We start from the raw sequence: 18626 nt of genomic DNA, 5'->3' as shown, positions 1-18626 counted from the left end.
GGGCGGTCCGGGTCGCAGGCGATGATGAGGTGGGTAGTGAGTCGAGCCGAGTCCGGGTCGTCCGCTACGACGGAAGAGTCCGGGAAGTCCCCGCATCGCTGGCGCATCCTGGCGCTGTGCCTGCTGGCCGGTTTCATGACCCTGCTGGACGTCAGCATCGTCAACGTCGCCCTGCCGTCCATCCAACAGGGACTCGACGCGCCGTCCGTGGCACTGTCCTGGGTGATCTCCGGCTACGCGCTGACCTTCGGCCTGGTGCTGGTTCCGCTGGGAAAGCTCGGGGACGCCCAAGGTCGCGGCAGGATGTTTTTGATCGCACTCGCGGCTTTCACGGTTGCCAGCGGCCTGGCCGGAATCGCCCAGAACTCCGTGTGGCTCGTTGTGGCCCGACTGTTGCAGGGTGCCGCGGGCGGGATGCTCAATCCCCAGGTGATCGGGCTCATCCAGCAGCAGTTCCACGGGCGTGAACGAGGTACGGCCTTCGGCTTGTTCGGGGCGGTCGTGGGAATCTCCACCGCGGTCGGCCCGTTGTTGGGTGGTTTGATCATCGAGTTGGCCGGTGCCCAGCACGGCTGGCGCTGGGTGTTCTTCGTCAACCTGCCCATCGGCCTGGCGGCACTGGTGGCCGCGGCGCGGATCATGCCGCGCGGGGTGGGGGACCGGCGACTTCGCGGCGCCGATGTGCTCGGGGTGTCGCTGTTGGGAGCGGCGCTGGTGTGCCTGCTGCTCCCCCTGGTCGACCAGGAGGGGTTCGCGGGACGTCCGAGGTGGTTGCTGTGGTCCGCCGTGCCGGTGCTGCTGTTGCTGTTCGTCCTGTGGGAACACCGCTACTCCCGCCGGGTCGGTTCCCCGCTGGTGGATCTGCGCCTGTTCCGCATCAGCAGCTACACGTTCGGCTCCACCCTGGGAATGCTGTACTTCGCCGGTTTCACCAGCATCTTCTTCGTGCTGGCCGTCTACTTCCAGCGCGGGCTCGGCTACTCCGCGTTGCAGGCCGGGCTGTCGTTGACCCCGTTCGCCCTCGGTTCGGCGGTCTCCTCCGCTCTCAGTGGTCGTGCCGTGCATCGACTCGGACGCAAGGTCGTCCTGCTCGGGCTGGTCGGAGCCCTGCTCGGGGTGTTGAGCACCGAGATCCTGCTGTCCCGGCACCAGGGCAGTGCCGCGGGGCTGGTCACCGCGCTGCCACTGCTGGTCGGAGGTGTGGGCAGCGGTCTGGTGATCTCCCCGAACCAGACCGTCACACTCAGCGAGATCGATGTCACCAGAGGCGGCACAGCCGCCGGGATCCAGCAAACCGGCCAGCGGATCGGCACCGCCATCGGCACCGCAGCGGCCTCCGGCCTGTTCTTCGCCACGTTGCCCAGCGGCTACGACACCGCCATATCGCACGGTCTGCTGGTCTCGGTCTCGTTCGTCGCCGCCGCCATGCTGGTCGGTCTGCTCGAACTCCTCGTCACCCGCCGCCGTGGCGTGAGCTCCGCCGGTTGAAGCTCCCGGCGTGACGGCACCAGCCACGACGCTGGGGAAAGACGGCCGTGGTCACGTGGGCTTCGCGGGGGCGAAGCGAAGCTTGTGCTGCCGGGAGGGATCCTGTGGTATTGATCGGTGATCGCCGAACCGGCCAAGCTTTCCGGAGGTCGAATCCGGTGCGGTGGCCGGTCGTACCCTAGACGGAGCCTTCGGGGGCTGGCATGTGTGCTGACCGCGCGGCGTTGTTGCCCAAACTGCGCGAACCCGACGAGAGCGAGGCCGTGCGCTTCGGGACGAGCGGCCTGAGCTACTCCCGCCTTTCCCTGGTCGCGGGTGAGACAGCCGCTCTCGTGGGCCGGGCGAGACGCGTCGCGGTGTGGGCCGACGCGACTCCGGAAGCCTGTGCGGGGCTGGTGGGGGCGTTGTGTGCCGGAGCCGCTGTCGTGCCGCTCAGCCCCAAACTGGGGCAACGGGAGCTGGAGCACATCCTCGCCGACAGTCGACCGGAGCTGGTGCTCGGCGCGCCCGGATTCTCGCCGCCCGCGGGCCTGGCCGGGCTACCCGTGCACGAGGTTTCCCTCGACGTCACCGGGCGTGCACTGCCCGAGGAGCCGGCCGGGGACTCCGATGCCTTGATCGTCTACACCTCCGGCACCACCGGAATGCCCAAGGGAGTGGTGCTCACCCGGGAGGCGATCCGCAGCAATCTCGACGCGGTGGCGCGGGCCTGGGAGTGGACCGACCGTGACGTCCTGGTCCATGCCCTGCCACTGTTCCACGTGCACGGGCTGATCCTCGGCATGCTCGGACCGCTGCGCGTGGGGGGAACCCTGCGGCACCTGGTTCGCTTCGACACCGTTCGGGTGGCCGAGGAACTCGCCGGGACGGGCACGATGCTGTTCGGCGTCCCCACGATGTACCGCCGACTGGCCGACGACGCGGAACGTGATCCCGGAATCGGGCGGGGACTGGCGCGGGCACGGCTGCTGGTGTCCGGTTCGGCCGCGCTGCCCGCCACCGAGCACCAGCGCATCGCACGGCTGACCGGGCAGCGGGTGGTGGAGCGCTACGGGATGAGCGAGACCATCATGAACTGCGGAGTACGCTCCACCGGCGACCGCAGGCCCGGCTATGTGGGACTTCCGTTCGACGGGGTCGAGCTGATCCTGGTCGACGAGGAGGGGAACCGGATCACCGTCTCCGACGACGAGACCGTGGGCGAGATCCTGGTTCGCGGGCCCAACCTGTTCCGGGAGTACCTCAACCGTCCGGAGGACACGCGGGCTGCTTTCACCGACGGTTGGTTCCGCACCGGGGACATGGCCACCCGCTCGCCGGACGGCTATGTTCGCATCGTCGGGCGCCGAGCCACCGACATGATCAGTAGTGGTGGTTTCCGGATCGGCGCGGGTGAGATCGAGAACGTGCTGCTGGAGCACGTCGCGGTTTCGGAAGTGGCGGTGACCGGGGAGCAGGATCCCGAGCTGGGGCAGCGCATCGTGGCCTGGGTGGTGCCGGGGGGAGCGCAGCTCTCCGAACGGGAACTCGTCGAGCACGTGGCGGGGCTGCTCAGCTTCCACAAGCGCCCCAGGGAGGTGCGTTTCGTGCGGGAACTGCCGCGCAACGAGCTGGGTAAGATCCAGAAGGGGAAGTTGGGGGCCGAGTGGGCCTCCCGCCACGTTTTCGCGGGCTGAGTTCCGACAGCCGCCCCGTCATCCCTCCCGGGCGCATGCGATCGGGAGCGACGGGACGGCTGAACCGGCACACCCCGGAGTAGCTGCCGGGATGTGCCGGTGATCAGTTCGCCGTTCGGCACGCGGTGGTGCTCACGACCAGGGAATCTGTTCGGAGTGGTAGAAATCGATTCCCTGCTCCTCCCAGCGGGGTGCCTGGTCGGCGACCCGCTGCCGGAACGAGGACCAGTCGAGCTTGTCCGAGGCGGACCAGCCCAGTTCCGCGATGGCGGGCATCCGCGGGAAGGCCAGGAACTCGATCTCGTCGGAGTTCGTCACCGTCTCGCTCCAGAGCGCGGCTTCCACCCCGGCGATCGAGCTCTCGGGGACCGATGCCATGAAGCTGCCCGGGTTCCAGTCGTAGGCCTCACGCACCGTGGTGGGGCCTGCCCAATCCAGACCGAGTTCGGTGTCCTCGTTGTACTTCTGATCCACGTAGGACTTGTGGGCGGGCGACAGCAGGATGTCGTTGCCCCGGGCGGCGGCTGCGGCGACCTCCGCGTTGGAGTTCGTGGTGCCCCAGTACTGCACCATGGCCGATTCCGGTGGCTCCGTCTTGGCGTAGTCGTGCCAACCGAGCGGGGTCTTGCCGTGCTTCTCCACGAGCGGCAGCACCTTGGACATGAACTTCCGGTAGTCCTCGTCGGTGGTCGCGTGGGCCTCGTCACCACCGATGTGCAGGTACTCACCCGGTGTCATCGCGGCGACTTCCCGGAGGACGTCGTCGACGAACTCGTAGGTGATGGCCTTGTCGATGCACAGCGAGCTGAAGCCGACCTCGATGCCGGTGTAGGGATCCGGTGCCTTGCCGTCGCAGTTGAGCTCGGCGTAGGACGACAGTGCGGCGTTGGTGTGTCCCGGCATGTCGATCTCCGGGACGATGGTGATGTTGCGTGCCGAGGCGTAGCGCACGATCTCGGCGAACTCACGTTTGGTGTAGTAGCCGCCCTCGCCGCCGCCGACCTCGGTGCTGCCGCCGTGGGTGGTCAGGCGGGGCCAGCTGTCGATCTGGATGCGCCAACCCTGGTCATCGCTCAGATGCATGTGCAGATAGTTGATCTTGTACTGTGCCAGCTGATCGATGTAGGTCTTGACCTGCCCGACCTCGAAGAAGTGCCGTGCCACGTCCAGCATCGCCGAACGACGTTCGAAGCGGGGTTTGTCCACGATCTCGCCCGCGCGGACCTGCCACGGGCCGTGTCGGGGGAAATCGCTCTCGGCCTTGGCGGGCAGCAGCTGGCGCAGGGTCTGCACCCCGTAGAACAGCCCGTCCGGGTCGGTCGCGTGGATCGTGAGCCGATCCCGGTCGATGTCCATCCGGTAGCCGGAGTCGCCCAGCCTGGCCCGCGAGCCGTCCAGCCGTAGCACGATGTCGTTGCGGCCCGGCCGGTCACGGTTGATCAGAAATCCGTAGCCGGTGGAGGGGCGTAGCTGTCGCTGCAGGTAGTGCGCGACCTTCTCGGCTTCCGGGCTGCCCGAGGGAGTGTGGATGCCGGTGTTCCATCTGAGGTGGAACTTCGCGCCCGATTCCTCGCTTACCCGGGTGGGGGCGGGGATGACGTCGTGCAGCGAAACGGTGTTGCCCGTGGCAGGCCGCTGGTTGTCCGGTGCGGCCCCGTCCCCCTGGGGACTGGCCACCGAGACTGTTCCGCCTGCCAGCATCGCGCTGGTGGCCAGCGCCAGTGCGGCGGGGAGCAGTCCGCGTGAGTTTCGGGGTGTTTCCCGAGTTCGTTTCATCCTGGTCTGTACCTCTCGTCGGAGACGGTTGGATAAGGTATAGACCAAAATCGCGGGGAAGGTATATAGCCTGTTCGGAGTAGAACGACTGCTGCCGACGGCCGCTTTCCGGTATTCGACACGCGTTGGCCCCGTCACAGCCCGGCTGTGACGGGGCCAACGGTTCGCGGTTTGGCCGTCACGAGGTCGTGCCGGTCAGACCTCCGCCTTGCTCGTTTCCTTCGGATCCTGCCCGGATTCCGAGTTCTCGGTGAGATCGTTGCCCCACCGCGCCCGCTCCGGCGTGTCGGGCTCCAACGCCGCCATCGGTACCGGCGCGTTCCTGCGTCGGGTGAGCGCGGAGACCACGATGATCGTGAGCAGTGCCGCCACCATCGTCACCGTGCGGAACGGGAACAGCACCGCGCCGTCCTCGTACCAGGGCCAGGGCAGCACCGGGGCGAGTCCGAAGGTGTCCTCACCCGCGGAGAACCGCAGCAGGACGGCGACGACGAAACCGGCCGTGGCGCCGATCCGGTTGGCGAACGGCACGAACAGCGCGCACACCAGCAGCGGGAACAGCATGACGAAGATCAGGTCACTGGCCAGGTACCACAGGTCGTAGACGCTGCTGGCCTGCAGCGCCATCAGGGTGGCCGCCGCACCGATGATGACGATCAGCCTGCGGATCACCTTCTGCACCTGCTCCGGACCCGCCTTCGGCCGCACCAGGCGTCGGTAGACGTTCCAGCCGGTCAGCGAGGAGGCCGAGAGCACCGAGGAGTCGACGCTGGACATCACCGCTGCCGCCAGGACGCCGAGTCCCAGCGCCGCCGCGCCGGTGGGAAGCAGGTACCGCAGCACGTACGGCAGCACCATGGAGGGGTTTTCCAGCGGAGGAGCCCCCTCCGCCTGGAAGTTCGCCGCCGTGGCCACCACGCCGATGAGCACCGGCGGAATGGCCGCCAGCACGCACATCACGCTGGCGCCCACCGAGAGCCTGCGCGCGTTCTTGGGGCTGCTGGAGGACAGCACTCGCTGGAAGTAGACCTGCCAGGGGATGCCGCCGAGCACCAGTGCGATTCCTGCGTCCCACCAGTTCCAGTAGGAGTGGCCCCAGGCGGGATCGTCCCAGCCGGTCAACGGCGGGAACAGCGATGCGTAGGACTCGAAGTCGAAGTTCGACGGGTAGGCCGCCCACGCATCGCCCAGGCCGCCGACCGCCGAGGCAGCGAACGGCACCGCCACGATCAGACCGATGAAGATGACCACGACCTGCACCACGTCGGTGATGGCCACCGACCACATGCCGCCGACCACGGTGTAGGCCACGGCGATCACCGCCGACAGGATGATGGAGATGGTGAAGTCCAGGCCGATGATCGTTCCGAAGGTGGTCCCCAACGCGGTCAGGATGGCCCCGGTCCAGAAGACCTCACCGAGGATGGCCGGGATCGCGCCGAGTCCGGCGACCTTCTTGCCGAACCGGATGTCGATCGGGTCGAGCATGGTGGTGAATCGGCCGCGACGCATCTTCTTTGCGAAGAACAGTCCGCCGATGAGCAGACTCACCGCGTACCCCCACGGCGCCTGTGCCCAAGCCAGACCGCTGTTGAAGGTGCTTTCGGCGGTGCCGCTGATATATCCGCCGCCGACCCAGGTCGCCGTCATGGTGAACACGCCGATCCAGAGCGGCATGTTGCGTCCCGCGACCATCGTGTCGCCCAGCCCGCCCCCGCGTCGGGCGGCCACGAAAGCACCCAGCCAGTAGAACAGCGCGTAGAAAGCCAGCATCGCGATCAGTCCGGGCCACGAAACATTCGGTTCCGCGAGCGCCACATATGTCAGGGCGAATGCCAGAACGATCACGAAAATGCCGATCTTCGCCATCCCTTTTTTGCCCTTGCGGGCAACGGGTGGTCGGGTGCTGTCGTCACCGTTCGTGCGTGTTTCGGCAGGCACGTTCTTCCCTTCCGTGTCGCTGTCAGAACGGTTCGAGACCATAGCCAGAAACAGCGTGGATGTACAGATGTACTAGTTACGTCGAAGTAACGAATCGCTGGCGGTGCGGGTGGCCGTTCTCCGGAGGGTTGCCCCCGTTGCGGAGTGGTTATTGGCAGAGATTATGCAGGTCATAGTGCTATTCAATGGTTTCGTGGCTCCGCTGGTGATGTCGCGCGCGGCCCGCGGGAAGTCTCGCTGCGTCGTGTTTTCGAGTGTTGTTCGACTCACCGTTCGATGAGATCCGCGACACAGATATCCGTCGATCCCACGTCTGCTTTCGGCCGACGTACGGGGGTTTCGTCCGTCTTCCGATTTCCACGTATGGTGTTATACCGATTACCGAGTGTTTTTTGATTTTTCGTATCGTGGAGGTGTTCGCTCGATCCGGAGCGGGGATCGTTCGTCGGGCTCCTCCGGTGCGGTTCGAATTCTTCCGGCGCCATTTCGAGGGGCGTTTCCAGGGGAATCGGGCCACTGCGGGAGGCCGGGCGGTAACTACGGCCCCGGTGAGCTCTCGGGACCGTTCGCCGTTCCCTCGGCTGCGCCGAGCGGTGGGCCGGAGAGGTCGGCCGCCCCGCGCGAGGGATCGCCCGCGTCGCGGCACGGTCGGCTCGGCGCTCCGCGAGGACCGTCCGGCGCAACCACGAGTGTGTGTCGCGACACATCCCCGAATCGGGAGCACAATCGGACGCGAGAGCCCAAAGGCTAACGTTGGAGACGGTCAGGACGACGGTTCTGGCGGAGGTACTACGAGAGATGCGCAGCGATACGTCATCGAAATCGGAGTCCGTTCCCGACGACGCGGCTGGATGTGGGGGTGGCGGGCTCCCCACCACCCCCTGCAGCGTGGTTTGGAGCGGTGGTCACCCCTTCGTACTCGAGGGAAACGGCGGGCGGTCGCGCTGGGTCGGTGTCGACGACCGGGGACGACCGCGGTTTCTCAGCGACGCCGAACTCAACCGCAGAGGCTGGTCGCTTCCGATGCACTGACCGGGCCGTTCATCAGCGTGACTCTCTGTCCTCGGGCTGATGCCGGTCGATCAGGAGTGTTCGTGATCGGGCACGCCACGTCGAGCGTGGCCGCCCCGGCACGTGTTGCCGGACCATGTGTTGCCGGACGTTCAGTGATGTTCCCTCGCGCGAGGCGGCGAAGTAAGACGGCGACCACGGACGCCCGTCCCGACTTCCCGGTACGGGCGGGCACGTGGAACCGCTGCCTCGACCGCCGTGCCGACATCCCCCTCACTCTGCTGACCAGCAGCGAAACGGCGGGCCGCGCGGCTACCGGTCCGCATGACCACGGGCCCGTGGCGAGCCGTGTTCGCCCCGCGGCACGCGCACCGTTCGTACGAAACGTTCCCGGTCGCCTACCTCCTCGCGGTAGCGGCCGGTCACCGGCCCGAAGTGCACCGACGAGCGCGCACGGGCCACGGAGTGCTCGAACCTCGTGCTCCGGCGGGCCTGCCACGGGCGCGACGCCGTGCGCCGCGAGCCGCACGGAATCCCCGTGGAGCGAGGGAGCACGGCCGAACTGGTGCCGTCATCGGGTGAGGGGGACATATGGCACCCTGAACCAACAGGCACGATGACACGTCCGGCGTTGCCGCGAGCGGACGTGTCACGGATCGCGGGCCGCCTCGTGCTGGCGAGTGGAGCGGCCCGTTCGCAGGGGAGGGTCTCGTGGTGCAAGACGCCGATGGCGCCACTACGGGATCGGCGCGGAACTCCGACGGTCAGTCTTCGGAACAGGGCATCGACCGCATCAGAGAAGTCGCCGCAGGTGTCTGGAGTGATCCGTGGTGGACGGTTCCCAACGCGCTGAGCTTGCTGCGGCTCGCCGGGGTTCCGGTGTTCTTGTGGTTGCTTCTCGGGCCGCAGTGGGAACTGCTCGCGTTGTTGGTGCTGGTCTTCAGCGGTCTCACCGACTGGTTGGACGGGAAACTCGCTCGCTGGCTGGATCAGTACAGCCGGTTGGGGCAGCTGCTTGATCCGGCTGCCGATCGGCTCTACATCGTGGCCACGCTGGTCGCCTTCGTGATCCGCGGCGTCGTGCCCTGGTGGGCCGCTTTCGCGCTCATCGCGCGCGACCTGCTGCTGACCCTGTGCCTGCCCGTGTTGCGGTACCACGGCTTCGAACCGCCGGACGTGCACTATCTGGGCAAGGCGGCGACGTTCTGCCTGATGTACGCGTTTCCGCTGTTGTTGCTGGTGCAGGGGGATTTCGCGTTCGACTGGATCGCCCGTCCGTTCGCCTACGCTTTCACCGGGTGGGGAGCGGCACTTTATCTGTGGGCCGGACTGCTCTACCTCGGTCAGGTGTTCGGAGCCGTCCGGCTCGCCCGCACGCGTGGGTGAACGGCATCGCTCCGGCGGGGCTGTGTCTTTCGGCCCGGGGTTGTTCGGCCCGGGCGATCAACCGTTGAACGAATATGATCATCACTGCGATGATCCGGGCAAGCCCCGGTTGGCAACCAGCTCCGTCGGTTCGAATATCGGGACTCGCCGTCCGACGTCGTGTACGGCGCGGTACGTTGGGTGGTACTGGCACGATCCATCCGCAGGAGGAGAGCTCAGGTGAGCACCAACGACGGGCCCGGCGACGTATCGCCGGAGCAGTCATCGGAGACCACCTCGGTCTTCAAGCCCTTCCTCTCCGAGCAGGAGAACGCAGAGAGTGCGCCTGCAGAGTCCACCGCGTCCGGTGTGGACGCGCTGCCCGCCGGATCCGCTCTCCTGGTGGTCAAGCGCGGCCCCAACGCGGGGTCGCGATTCCTGCTCGACCGGGAGACGACCAGCTCGGGTCGGCACCCCGACAGCGACATTTTCCTGGACGACGTGACGGTTTCCCGCAGGCATGCCGAGTTCCGCCGGGAAGGCGCGGAGTACGTCGTCGTCGACGTGGGAAGCCTCAACGGAACCTATGTCAATCGTGAACCCGTGGACACCTCGGTGTTGGCCAACGGTGACGAGGTCCAGATCGGCAAGTTCCGTCTGGTGTTTCTGACCGGTCCGGCGGAGGGCACGCAGGGCAGCCGGTGACGATCGGGCGGTGCTGCGCTCGGTGGCAGCCGGGGTGCCCCCGTTCGGCGCGAACGAGGTATTTCGAGCCGGCCGCCGAGTCCGCGAGCCAAGCTCGCTCGTGGACCTTTCGGAGCAGCCGCACCGGTTCCGTCCGGCGAGATCGCGCCGCTGTGGGACATGCCCGATCACCCGGGTGGGCGGGGTACGGTGTATACGTCCCATCGGGTGATCCACGGGACGAGGGAAGCGGTCGGCGCCTGTGTGGGCGGCGTCTTCGCCGTATCGCGGGTAGCGTCGAAGGCGTCGGTGCGCGATCCTCGAAGGAGATGTCACGCTTCGGCGCGCTGGAGGAGGCGATTTGACGATGAGCAGCGAGATGCGCGTCGTCGGCGTGCGAGTGGAACTGCCGGCCAACCAGCCGATCCTGCTGTTGCGCGAGACCGACGGCGAACGGTATCTGCCGATCTGGATAGGTTCGGTCGAGGCTACCGCCATCGCCCTGGAGCAACAGGGGGTGCGGCCTGCGCGGCCGCTCACCCACGATCTGCTCAAGGACGTGGTCGGTGCGCTCGGGCGAGAGCTGGAACAAGTGCGGGTGACCGACCTCCAGGAAGGGACCTTCTACGCGGAGCTCGTTTTCGACGGCGATGTGCGGGTCTCGGCAAGGCCGAGTGATTCGGTGGCGCTGGCACTGCGCACCGGTGTTCCGATCCACGCCGAGCAGTCCGTGCTCGACGAGGCGGGACTGCTGATTCCCGACGAGCAGGAGGACGAGGTCGAGAAGTTCAAGGAATTCCTGGACTCGGTCTCGCCGGAGGACTTCCGCGGCGCCGACACCTGAGGCGCTTCGGTCGCGGTGGTGCTTGTTCGCGCGACGGGTCGCGGGGAACGTCTCGAACATCTGAAGGGGATCGGGGCGTCTCCCCGCTGGTGCGGAGCACCGAAGTGGTGCGAGACTTCCACAGGGCGTTCCGCGCGTCGTGTTGACCGCCGTTTTCCGCGAGCATACTGTTGAGTGACACGGTGGACGTGCGCGCGGTGGTCGAGCGAATGGGGGCGTGACGAGATCGGATTCGGACGTGTCGACGACTGCGGTTCCGGATCCGATGGCCGCCGTGGGTCGGCCGAGGGGAGGCGTGCGTGGTCGAAAACGCATCACGGCTGGATACGAACGTAGAACAAGCCGAGTTGTTCCCGGACGCGGCGCTTCCGGACGAGCTGGTCGGTTACCGAGGACGCGCGGCCTGTCAGATCGCCGGTATCACCTACCGGCAGTTGGACTACTGGGCCCGTACCGAGCTGGTCGAGCCCTCGATCAGGCTCGCCGAGGGGTCGGGTTCGCAGCGGCTCTACTCGTTCAAGGACATGTTGGTTCTCAAGGTGGTGAAACGGCTGCTGGATGCGGGCGTATCACTGCACAACATTCGCATCGCCGTGGATCATCTGCGTGGTCGCGGGGTGCGTGATCTCGCCGGGGTCACGCTGTTCAGTGATGGGACAACCGTCTACGAGTGCACCTCGGCGGAAGACGTGGTTGATCTGTTACGTGGTGGTCAGGGTGTTTTCGGAATCGCTGTCAGTGGGGCGATGCGCGAGATAACCGGCACGATCCACGATTTCCCCGCCGAACGCGCCGACGGGGGTGGCCTCCGCACACCGGACGAGGACGAACTCTCCCGGAAGCGTCGGGACCGCCAAACCGGGTGATCGCGGGGGTTTCCCACGGGATTTCCCCACCAGATTTCACCGCCCGGATCCGCTCGAGCGGAGCCACGGTGAGCGGGGTGGGGCCGGGCTTTCGTGGCGCTTTCGAGGAGTGTGCACCTTGCCACACACTCCCTGGACGGGGCGATATGAGGTACGCTCACACCCGTCGCCGACCCCGTACGGGAGAGACCGTGCCGAGCAACTCGGTACGGCGCCGAAGGAGCAACCCCTCCCCGACAACCTCTCAGGCTATTGGGACCGTACGGGCGAGATACCTCTGGAAAGAGGGAGTCGCCACAGCGTCGTGGTGAACCCCGCCGACGGTGCAAGCCCGCCACACCGGGCGAAGCTCTCAGGCGCCCGTTTCGCGGGCATTGACAGAGGGGGAGGTCAGCAACTCACCCGAGTGCTGTCTGCCCTGTCCGAGATGCCCGACGATTGAGGTTTTGGCGATGACCGACGAACGTATCCCGTTGGCCGCTCTCGAGCACGGAACCCCGTTCGCCGACCGCCACGTTGGCCCCATGCCGGCTGAGCTGGCTCGGATGCTCGATGTGATCGGTGTCGGTTCCCTCGAAGAGCTCGGCGAACAAGCCGTCCCGGCGGGACTCCGGGAACGCGACATGCGGATGGCGTTGCCGGAACCGGCTACCGAGGCCGAGTCCCTGGACGAGCTGCGCGAGCTCGCGGACCGCAACAACCCCCACGTGGAGATGATCGGCCTCGGCTATCACCCCACCATCACCCCTCCGGTGATCCGCCGCAACGTGCTGGAGAACCCGGCCTGGTACACGGCCTACACGCCGTACCAGCCCGAGATCTCCCAGGGGCGGCTGGAAGCCCTGCTCAACTTCCAGACGATGGTCGCCGATCTCACCGGCGTCCCGGTTTCCAACGCCTCGATGCTCGACGAGTCCACAGCCGCCGCCGAGGGCATGACCCTGGTGCGCCGCGCGGGGCGTTCGAAGTCCCCCCGGTTCGTCGTCGACACCGATGCGCTGCCCCAGACCATCTCGGTGATCGAGACGCGTGCCGAGCCGCTCGGCATCGAGATCGTGCACGCCGACCTCTCGCAGGGTGCGGCCGGGCTTCCCGAAGGGGAGTTCTTCGGTGCGCTGTTGGCCTACCCCGGCGCTTCCGGTGCCGTGCGCGACCACGAGGAAGTCATCGCCGAGGTGCACCGGCGCGGCGGTATGGCCGTGGTCTCGGCCGACCTGCTGGCGTTGACGATGCTGCGTGCCCCCGGTGAGATCGGCGCCGACGTCGTGGTCGGGACCAGTCAGCGGTTCGGTGTCCCGATGGGCTTCGGCGGTCCCCACGCGGGCTACATGGCCGTGCGCAAGGGCGTGGAGCGCCAGCTTCCCGGCCGTCTGGTCGGGGTCAGCGTGGACGCGGACGGAAATCAGGCCTACCGGCTGGCGCTGCAGACCCGGGAGCAGCACATCCGCAGGGAGAAGGCCACCAGCAACATCTGCACCGCCCAGGTGCTGCTGGCCGTTGTCGCCTCGATGTACGCCGTCTACCACGGTCCAGAGGGGCTGCGTGCCATCGCGACCCGTACGCACCGCATGGCCACCGTGCTGGCCGAGCAGCTGCGTCGCGGCGGGGTGGAGGTCTGCCACGACGACTTCTTCGACACCGTGCTCACCCGCGTGCCCGGCCGGGCCGACGAGATCGTCGCCGCCGCACGCCGCAACGGCGTGAACCTGCGCAGGGTCGACGCCGACCACGTGGGCATCACCTGTGACGAGACCACCACCAGGCAGCGATTGGCCTCGGTCTGGCAGGCGTTCGGCCTGACCGACGGCGGCCTCACCCCGGTGGACGAGCTCGACAACCTGGCCTCGGACGCGCTGCCCACGGCGCTGCGCCGCACCACCGAGTACATGACCCACCCGGTGTTCCACCGGCACCGCTCGGAGACGGCGCTGCTGCGGTACCTGCGCAGGCTCTCGGACTCCGACGTCGCCCTGGACCGGAGCATGATCCCGCTCGGCTCCTGCACCATGAAGCTCAACGCCGCGGCCGAGATGGAGCCGATCACCTGGCCGGCCTTCGGGGAGCTGCACCCGTTCGCTCCCGCCGAGGACGCGGCGGGCATGCTGCGCGTGGTCGAGGACCTGCAGAACTGGCTGGCCGAGATCACCGGCTATGACTCGGTGAGCCTGCAGCCCAACGCCGGGAGCCAGGGCGAGTTCGCGGGTCTGCTGGCCATTCGCGCCTACCACCGCCAACGTGGCCAGCAGCAGCGCGAGGTGTGCCTGATCCCGGCCAGCGCCCACGGCACCAACGCCGCCAGCGCTGTCATGGCCGGGCTTCGGGTGGTCGTCGTGCGCTGCGACGACGCGGGCAACATCGAGATGGATCACCTGCGTGAGCTGGTGGACAAGCACCAGGACGAGCTCGCCGCCATCATGATCACCTACCCGTCCACGCACGGGGTCTACGAGAACACGGTGCAGGACGTCTGCGGGCTGGTGCACGACGCGGGCGGTCAGGTCTACGTGGACGGCGCCAACCTCAACGCGCTGATCGGGCTGGCGCGGATGGGCAGGTTCGGTGCCGACGTGTCCCACCTGAACCTGCACAAGACCTTCTGCATCCCGCACGGTGGCGGCGGTCCCGGTGTTGGCCCCATCGGGGTGCGCGAGCACCTCTCGCCGTTCCTGCCGAACCACCCACTGCAGCCGCAGGCGGGGCCGGAGTCCGGTGTCGGGCCGATCAGCTCCGCGCCGTGGGGCAGCGCCTCGATCCTGCCGATCTCCTGGGCCTACGTCCGCATGATGGGTACCGACGGGTTGCGCCGCGCCACGCTGACGGCCGTGGCCTCGGCCAACTACGTGGCCAAGCGGCTGCACGACCACTTCCCGGTGCTCTACACCGGAGGCGGCGGGCTGGTCGCCCACGAGTGCATCCTCGACCTGCGTGACGTCACGGGGCGGGCCGGGCTGTCCGTCGACGACGTGGCCAAGCGGCTCGCCGACTACGGGCTGCACGCGCCGACGATGTCGTTCCCCGTGGCAGGCACGCTCATGGTGGAGCCCACCGAGAGTGAGAACCTCGCCGAGCTGGACCGCTTCTGCGACGCGATGATCGCGATCCGCGCCGAGATCGACAAGGTCGCGGCCGGTACTTGGTCCGCCGAGGACAACCCGCTGGTCAACGCTCCGCACACCGCCGCCTCGCTGGCGGGGGAGTGGGAGCACTCCTACAGCCGGTGGGACGCGGTCTATCCGATGGGCGCTCCGGAGAACAAGATCTGGCCCCCGGTGCGGCGGATCGACCAGGCTCGCGGGGACCGCAACCTGGTGTGCTCCTGCCCGCCCCTGTCGGCTTACGAGGGGTAATCGAGCGTTCAGCGGAGTCGTCTACTACCGTGGGCTCTTTACGTGACCGACTCCGAGAGGGGTATTAGAGCAGATGCTCACCATCAGCGAGAACGCGGCCGAGGTCATCAAACTGATCTTGGTCGGTGGCGAGTCCCCCGAGGGGGCCGGTCTGCGTATCAGCTCGTCCGAGGGATCCGAGGGAGAGGCCTCGGCGGAGAGCCTGGAGGCGGCCGTGGCCGACGCCCCGGAGGACAGTGACCAGGTCGTCGAGCAGTCCGGTGTGCGGGTCTTCCTGGACGAGCAGGCCGCCACGGTGCTCGGGGACAAGACGCTGGACGCCGAGCGGGACGACAACGGGGAGCTCGGCCTGACGGTCAGCGAGTGACTCGAGCGCAGCAGTGTCGACGTGGGGTGGCCGCCGTCGCGGTCACCCCACGCGCGTTTCCAGCGGTGGACTGCACACCTCGATGAGCCGTTGCCGCAGCGAGCTCGCTCGTTCGGCGAACGCCCGCTGGTGGCGGACGTACTCCGCACGGCCCGCGGCGGTTTCGATCTCGACGGGGGAGTAGCCCAACTCGCCGAGATCGTAGGGGCTGGCACGCATGTCCAGCTCACGGATCTCGGCGGCGAGCTCGAAGGCGTCGGCCGTCAGCTCGGCCGGCACGAGCGGGCCGAGCTTGTAGCACCACTTGAAGACGTCCATGTTGTTGTGCAGACAGCCCGGCTGTTCGAGGTTCACCCGGTCCTGCTGGGTGGGCTGCAGCGTGTTGCGCGACCGGGCGGCCGTGCTGAAGAACCGGAACGCGTCGTAGTGGCTGCACTGGACGCGCATCGACTCGACGACCTCGTTGGTGCCCTGTTCTCCCAGCCGCAGCGGCCACTCCGCGTGCCGCAGCTCGTCCTGGGTGAGCCGGTAGACCATGGCCCACTCGTGCAGCCCGAAGCAGCCCAGCTGTGCCGGTCGTGACTCCGTGGCGCTCAGCAGGCGGTGCACGAAGTCGGCGGTGTCGAGCAGCCGCGGGGTCAGCGCCTCGGGCGCGACCATCACGCCGTCCGGCGTCTCGGTGTAGCCGCTTCGGTCGAGGAACTTCGCGCCGCCCTCCAGCGCCACGCCGTAACCCGGTTGCCAGCGCTCCAGCCTCGACGGGCGCTGGGTGTAGTAGGTGAAGAGGAAGTCCAGCACCGGGTGCTTCTCGCCGCGCCGCTGCCGCTCGCGGTGCGGCACGGTATATACTTTCATGCGCTCCTGAAATACGCGTTCGCGTTCCTGCCACTCCTCTTGGGTGAGGACAACCACCGCCCTGCTCCCTCCTTGAGGTCAGCACGATGTCGGCGCGTGCTGACCAGCCTTTGCTTGCGACCCGCGTGGCTCGCCTCATGCGTTCCGGTGCGTTTGCTCCTCGACGTGATACGGAAGCATGGCTCGACCGGCACCTCGACATACCGCACGAGCTCTGCACGCGAGCCCCCGGCGACTGCCGGAAGGACTCGACGGTCAACCTGGAGCTGTTCGACCGGCACATCCGAGATCACTGCCGAGTTCGCCGCGTCTCAGATCCACCGTACCCACGTCGTAGCAGCGTGACGGTCGCTCGGTCCGACCCGCACACAGGTGGCCGAAGGCAATTTCTGACCCATGACTCAGCCACTCCGCTTCTGAGAACGGGGTGGCTGACAGAGGATTGGCCTCGATCAGGAGTAAGCTGCTCACCAGCCGAGCTGGTGTTTCGGGTGCTTAGCTCAGAACCAGTATCCGGGCTGCCACTGTACGGACTCCGGACGTGTCCCGGTACGGCAGTACTCGATGATGGCTTCTCGGGCCTGGTCCAGTGGGATCGAGGCCGAGGCGGGGAACCAGAGGTCGCCTTCGGGGTCGAACAGCATCGCCGGAGTCTCGTCGGTGGTGTGGGGGTTGTAGCTGTCGACGAGGTCCTGCTGTTCGGGCGTGCCGTTGTGGTAGCTGATCGCACCCCATCCGAGGTCGGGCCGTGTGCAGACCCGGAGCTTGTGACGTGGGAACTCGTTGATCGTGCCGTCCGGCGACTGGTGACAGGGGCGATCCCAGACGTAGACCTCGGTGGGTTGGCGTGGAGGCTCGTGCACGAGTGTCCGCACGAGTTCGTCGATCTCGTTCGCTGTGTGTGCGTACCGGAACAGGTGGTGGAACACCGCGGTGAGCACAGTTCCGGTTTCGAGGGTGGTCATGGAGTGGCTTCTCCTCGGATCTCAATCGGTTGCGTTGCGCCGGGCTGCCACACGGCCAGTATTGATCCGCGGGGCAGGATGGCTCGGATTGCTACGGCGCAGCTCTGGAAGCCGGTGCACATCTCATTGTTGAGGACGACGACGCCGTAGGTCTGCCCCCGTTCTTTCATCCGTTGGGCGTATTTCGTTTCGACGTGGGTGTATACACCGGGTGCACCTTTCGGGTTTCCCGGAGGGAACACGGTGGAGTTGTGCAGGGTGAGGCGGGCGCGTTCGGATTCGTCGTCGCGTCCGCTGGTTTCGGTGAGTTCGGTGCCGTCCTGGTCGTAGACGAGTCCGGTGGTTTGTCCTCCGGTGTAGTCGGGTAGTCGCTCGCGGACTTGGTCGATCCAGGTGCGGTCGCGGGCCGTGTCGGTGGGAACGCGTGGAAAGGTCGAGGGGTGGGGCAGACTCGGTGGGGGCTGGTCGCCGGTCATGCCGAGGGTGGCGAGATAGTTGACCAGGTGTCCGCGGGTGCTCTCGGACAGCGCGAGTACGTCGTCGATGAGCTCACGTGCTCGCTCGAACAAGGCATAGCCCTCCTGCAATTCGGGTGAGGTGCTGCCCTGGCCGACTTCGGCCAGGGTGGGCAGGGCGTATTCCTCGATCCAGGCGCGTACTTGGTGGAGTCGCTCGGGCGGCAGTTGTCCGAGCATGCCGCCGAGGGTGTTGCCCACCTCTTCCACGTGGGACATGGCGATCCCCTACAGGACGGCGGAGAAGGTGCGGACGTTTTCGGAGGCCTGCGCTACGGCTTGGATCGCCTCGCCTACCTTCTCGTGGGCGATGCCGAACAGTTGAAGGGATCGCTGCACGTCATCGTTGGTGCTGGTTCCGGCCACCTGGTACAGCAACCCGCGTAGGTCCGCCAGCCTGCTTCGCAGGGCCGCAAGTTCGCCGGTGGGTGCGGTATCGGTGATCTGTTGCAACTGGCCGCGGATTTCTTCGAGCATTACGGTCTCCGATCAGTAAGACACTTCTGACGCGTCATCGCCAGTGATGAGCGCTGCTCCGCTCGTGCAGCTCGCGAGCCAGATCCACGCGAGAATGCGACGCAGGAGCAACTTGGGGAGCAGGACCGTTCCGCCACCGGAGATCACCATTGAAAGCACCACCGCCGTCGTGGTGATGCCGTTGCTGATGGGGTCCGTGTGGTGCGGCGGAGTCAGCAGGCCTGCGATCGACTGGCGGCCGTACGGCGACGGGCGACCCATTGGGTGGCGGTAGCTGTCTTGGTCATGTCTCTCCTGGTGGGGACCCGTCCGGCCGGGACGGGGGAGGGGAGTAGCCCGGCCGGACGGGGACGGCCCAACACCGGATGTCGGGGATCGGCAGTGTTGGACCGTGGTCAGAGGCGGCGTAACCCGTTCAGGACGCGACGCATCAGATCGAGCTCCGGGTC

The 18626-nt window shown here is 67.1% G+C and carries 14 protein-coding genes, 1 pseudogene and 1 riboswitch; of the genes and pseudogenes, 9 read left to right on the top strand and 6 right to left on the bottom strand.

The features are described from left to right. Nucleotides 1-36: 36 nt before the first annotated feature. Together ACOQFL_RS18835 and ACOQFL_RS18830 are read left to right on the top strand one after the other, a co-directional pair. Nucleotides 37-1488: an MFS transporter gene (locus ACOQFL_RS18835; RefSeq protein ID WP_435545499.1), complete on the top strand. Its 1452-nt coding sequence runs from the start codon at nt 37-39 to the stop codon at nt 1486-1488. Nucleotides 1489-1691: 203 nt separating this feature from the next. Beyond that, nucleotides 1692-3164, top strand: a complete 1473-nt coding sequence (locus tag ACOQFL_RS18830) for an acyl-CoA synthetase (protein ID WP_435545498.1) — start codon at nt 1692-1694, stop codon at nt 3162-3164. A gap of 132 nt (nt 3165-3296) precedes the next feature. Here the strand turns inward: ACOQFL_RS18830 and ACOQFL_RS18825 are convergent, their stop codons facing one another. Both ACOQFL_RS18825 and ACOQFL_RS18820 read right to left on the bottom strand, forming a co-directional pair. Next, nucleotides 3297-4940, bottom strand: a complete 1644-nt coding sequence (locus ACOQFL_RS18825) for a beta-N-acetylhexosaminidase (RefSeq protein ID WP_435545497.1) — start codon at nt 4938-4940, stop codon at nt 3297-3299. A gap of 195 nt (nt 4941-5135) precedes the next feature. Beyond that, the gene (locus ACOQFL_RS18820) at nt 5136-6809 is read right to left on the bottom strand and encodes a high affinity choline transporter 1 (protein ID WP_435545550.1); all 1674 of its coding nucleotides are present in this window, start codon (nt 6807-6809) and stop codon (nt 5136-5138) included. Between the two features lie 1794 nt (nt 6810-8603). Here ACOQFL_RS18820 and clsA point away from each other — a divergent pair. The 6 genes from clsA to ACOQFL_RS18790 all read left to right on the top strand — a co-directional run bounded on the left by clsA (nt 8604) and on the right by ACOQFL_RS18790 (nt 15365). Beyond that, nucleotides 8604-9278 (top strand): cardiolipin synthase ClsA, encoded by a 675-nt coding sequence (clsA, locus tag ACOQFL_RS18815; protein ID WP_435545496.1) that lies wholly within the window; start codon nt 8604-8606, stop codon nt 9276-9278. Nucleotides 9279-9497: 219 nt separating this feature from the next. After that, complete coding sequence (gene garA, locus ACOQFL_RS18810; protein ID WP_092631654.1) at nt 9498-9962, top strand: glycogen accumulation regulator GarA; 465 nt, start codon at nt 9498-9500, stop codon at nt 9960-9962. A gap of 346 nt (nt 9963-10308) precedes the next feature. Beyond that, nucleotides 10309-10785 carry a bifunctional nuclease family protein gene (locus ACOQFL_RS18805; RefSeq protein WP_026152307.1) on the top strand — a complete coding sequence of 159 codons (477 nt, stop codon included), beginning with the start codon at nt 10309-10311 and terminating at the stop codon, nt 10783-10785. 299 nt (nt 10786-11084) lie between these two features. Next, the gene (locus ACOQFL_RS18800; RefSeq protein ID WP_435545495.1) at nt 11085-11651 is read left to right on the top strand and encodes a MerR family transcriptional regulator; all 567 of its coding nucleotides are present in this window, start codon (nt 11085-11087) and stop codon (nt 11649-11651) included. A gap of 170 nt (nt 11652-11821) precedes the next feature. Continuing rightward, a riboswitch (glycine riboswitch) is annotated at nt 11822-11922 on the top strand. 181 nt (nt 11923-12103) lie between these two features. Beyond that, nucleotides 12104-14998, top strand: a complete 2895-nt coding sequence (gene gcvP / locus ACOQFL_RS18795; protein ID WP_435545494.1) for an aminomethyl-transferring glycine dehydrogenase — start codon at nt 12104-12106, stop codon at nt 14996-14998. A 73-nt stretch (nt 14999-15071) separates the two neighbouring features. Further along, nucleotides 15072-15365 carry a HesB/YadR/YfhF-family protein gene (locus tag ACOQFL_RS18790; RefSeq protein ID WP_435545493.1) on the top strand — a complete coding sequence of 98 codons (294 nt, stop codon included), beginning with the start codon at nt 15072-15074 and terminating at the stop codon, nt 15363-15365. 42 nt (nt 15366-15407) lie between these two features. Here the strand turns inward: ACOQFL_RS18790 and ACOQFL_RS18785 are convergent, their stop codons facing one another. Continuing rightward, nucleotides 15408-16220: a 3-methyladenine DNA glycosylase gene (locus tag ACOQFL_RS18785; protein ID WP_435545492.1), complete on the bottom strand. Its 813-nt coding sequence runs from the start codon at nt 16218-16220 to the stop codon at nt 15408-15410. A gap of 86 nt (nt 16221-16306) precedes the next feature. Between ACOQFL_RS18785 and ACOQFL_RS18780 the strand changes: the two are divergent. After that, nucleotides 16307-16525 (top strand): annotated as a pseudogene (locus tag ACOQFL_RS18780) (phosphatase domain-containing protein); the annotation flags it as partial. A 195-nt stretch (nt 16526-16720) separates the two neighbouring features. Here ACOQFL_RS18780 and ACOQFL_RS18775 read toward each other — a convergent pair. The 3 genes from ACOQFL_RS18775 to ACOQFL_RS18765 are packed head-to-tail and all read right to left on the bottom strand — an operon-like array spanning nt 16721 to nt 18177. Further along, the gene (locus tag ACOQFL_RS18775; protein WP_435545491.1) at nt 16721-17185 is read right to left on the bottom strand and encodes an Imm1 family immunity protein; all 465 of its coding nucleotides are present in this window, start codon (nt 17183-17185) and stop codon (nt 16721-16723) included. Continuing rightward, nucleotides 17182-17919, bottom strand: a complete 738-nt coding sequence (locus ACOQFL_RS18770; RefSeq protein ID WP_435545490.1) for a DddA-like double-stranded DNA deaminase toxin — start codon at nt 17917-17919, stop codon at nt 17182-17184. Before ACOQFL_RS18770 ends, ACOQFL_RS18775 begins: the two co-directional genes overlap by 4 nt. Before the next feature lie 9 nt (nt 17920-17928). Further along, nucleotides 17929-18177: a hypothetical protein gene (locus tag ACOQFL_RS18765; RefSeq protein ID WP_435545489.1), complete on the bottom strand. Its 249-nt coding sequence runs from the start codon at nt 18175-18177 to the stop codon at nt 17929-17931. Between the last annotated feature and the right edge of the window lie 449 nt (nt 18178-18626).

The sequence above is a fragment of the Actinopolyspora sabaoui genome (assembly GCF_051225635.1).
Taxonomy (GTDB): domain Bacteria; phylum Actinomycetota; class Actinomycetes; order Mycobacteriales; family Pseudonocardiaceae; genus Actinopolyspora.
The sequence above is the reverse complement of the archived record's forward strand: the minus strand, read 5'-3'. Positions and strand labels throughout refer to the sequence as shown.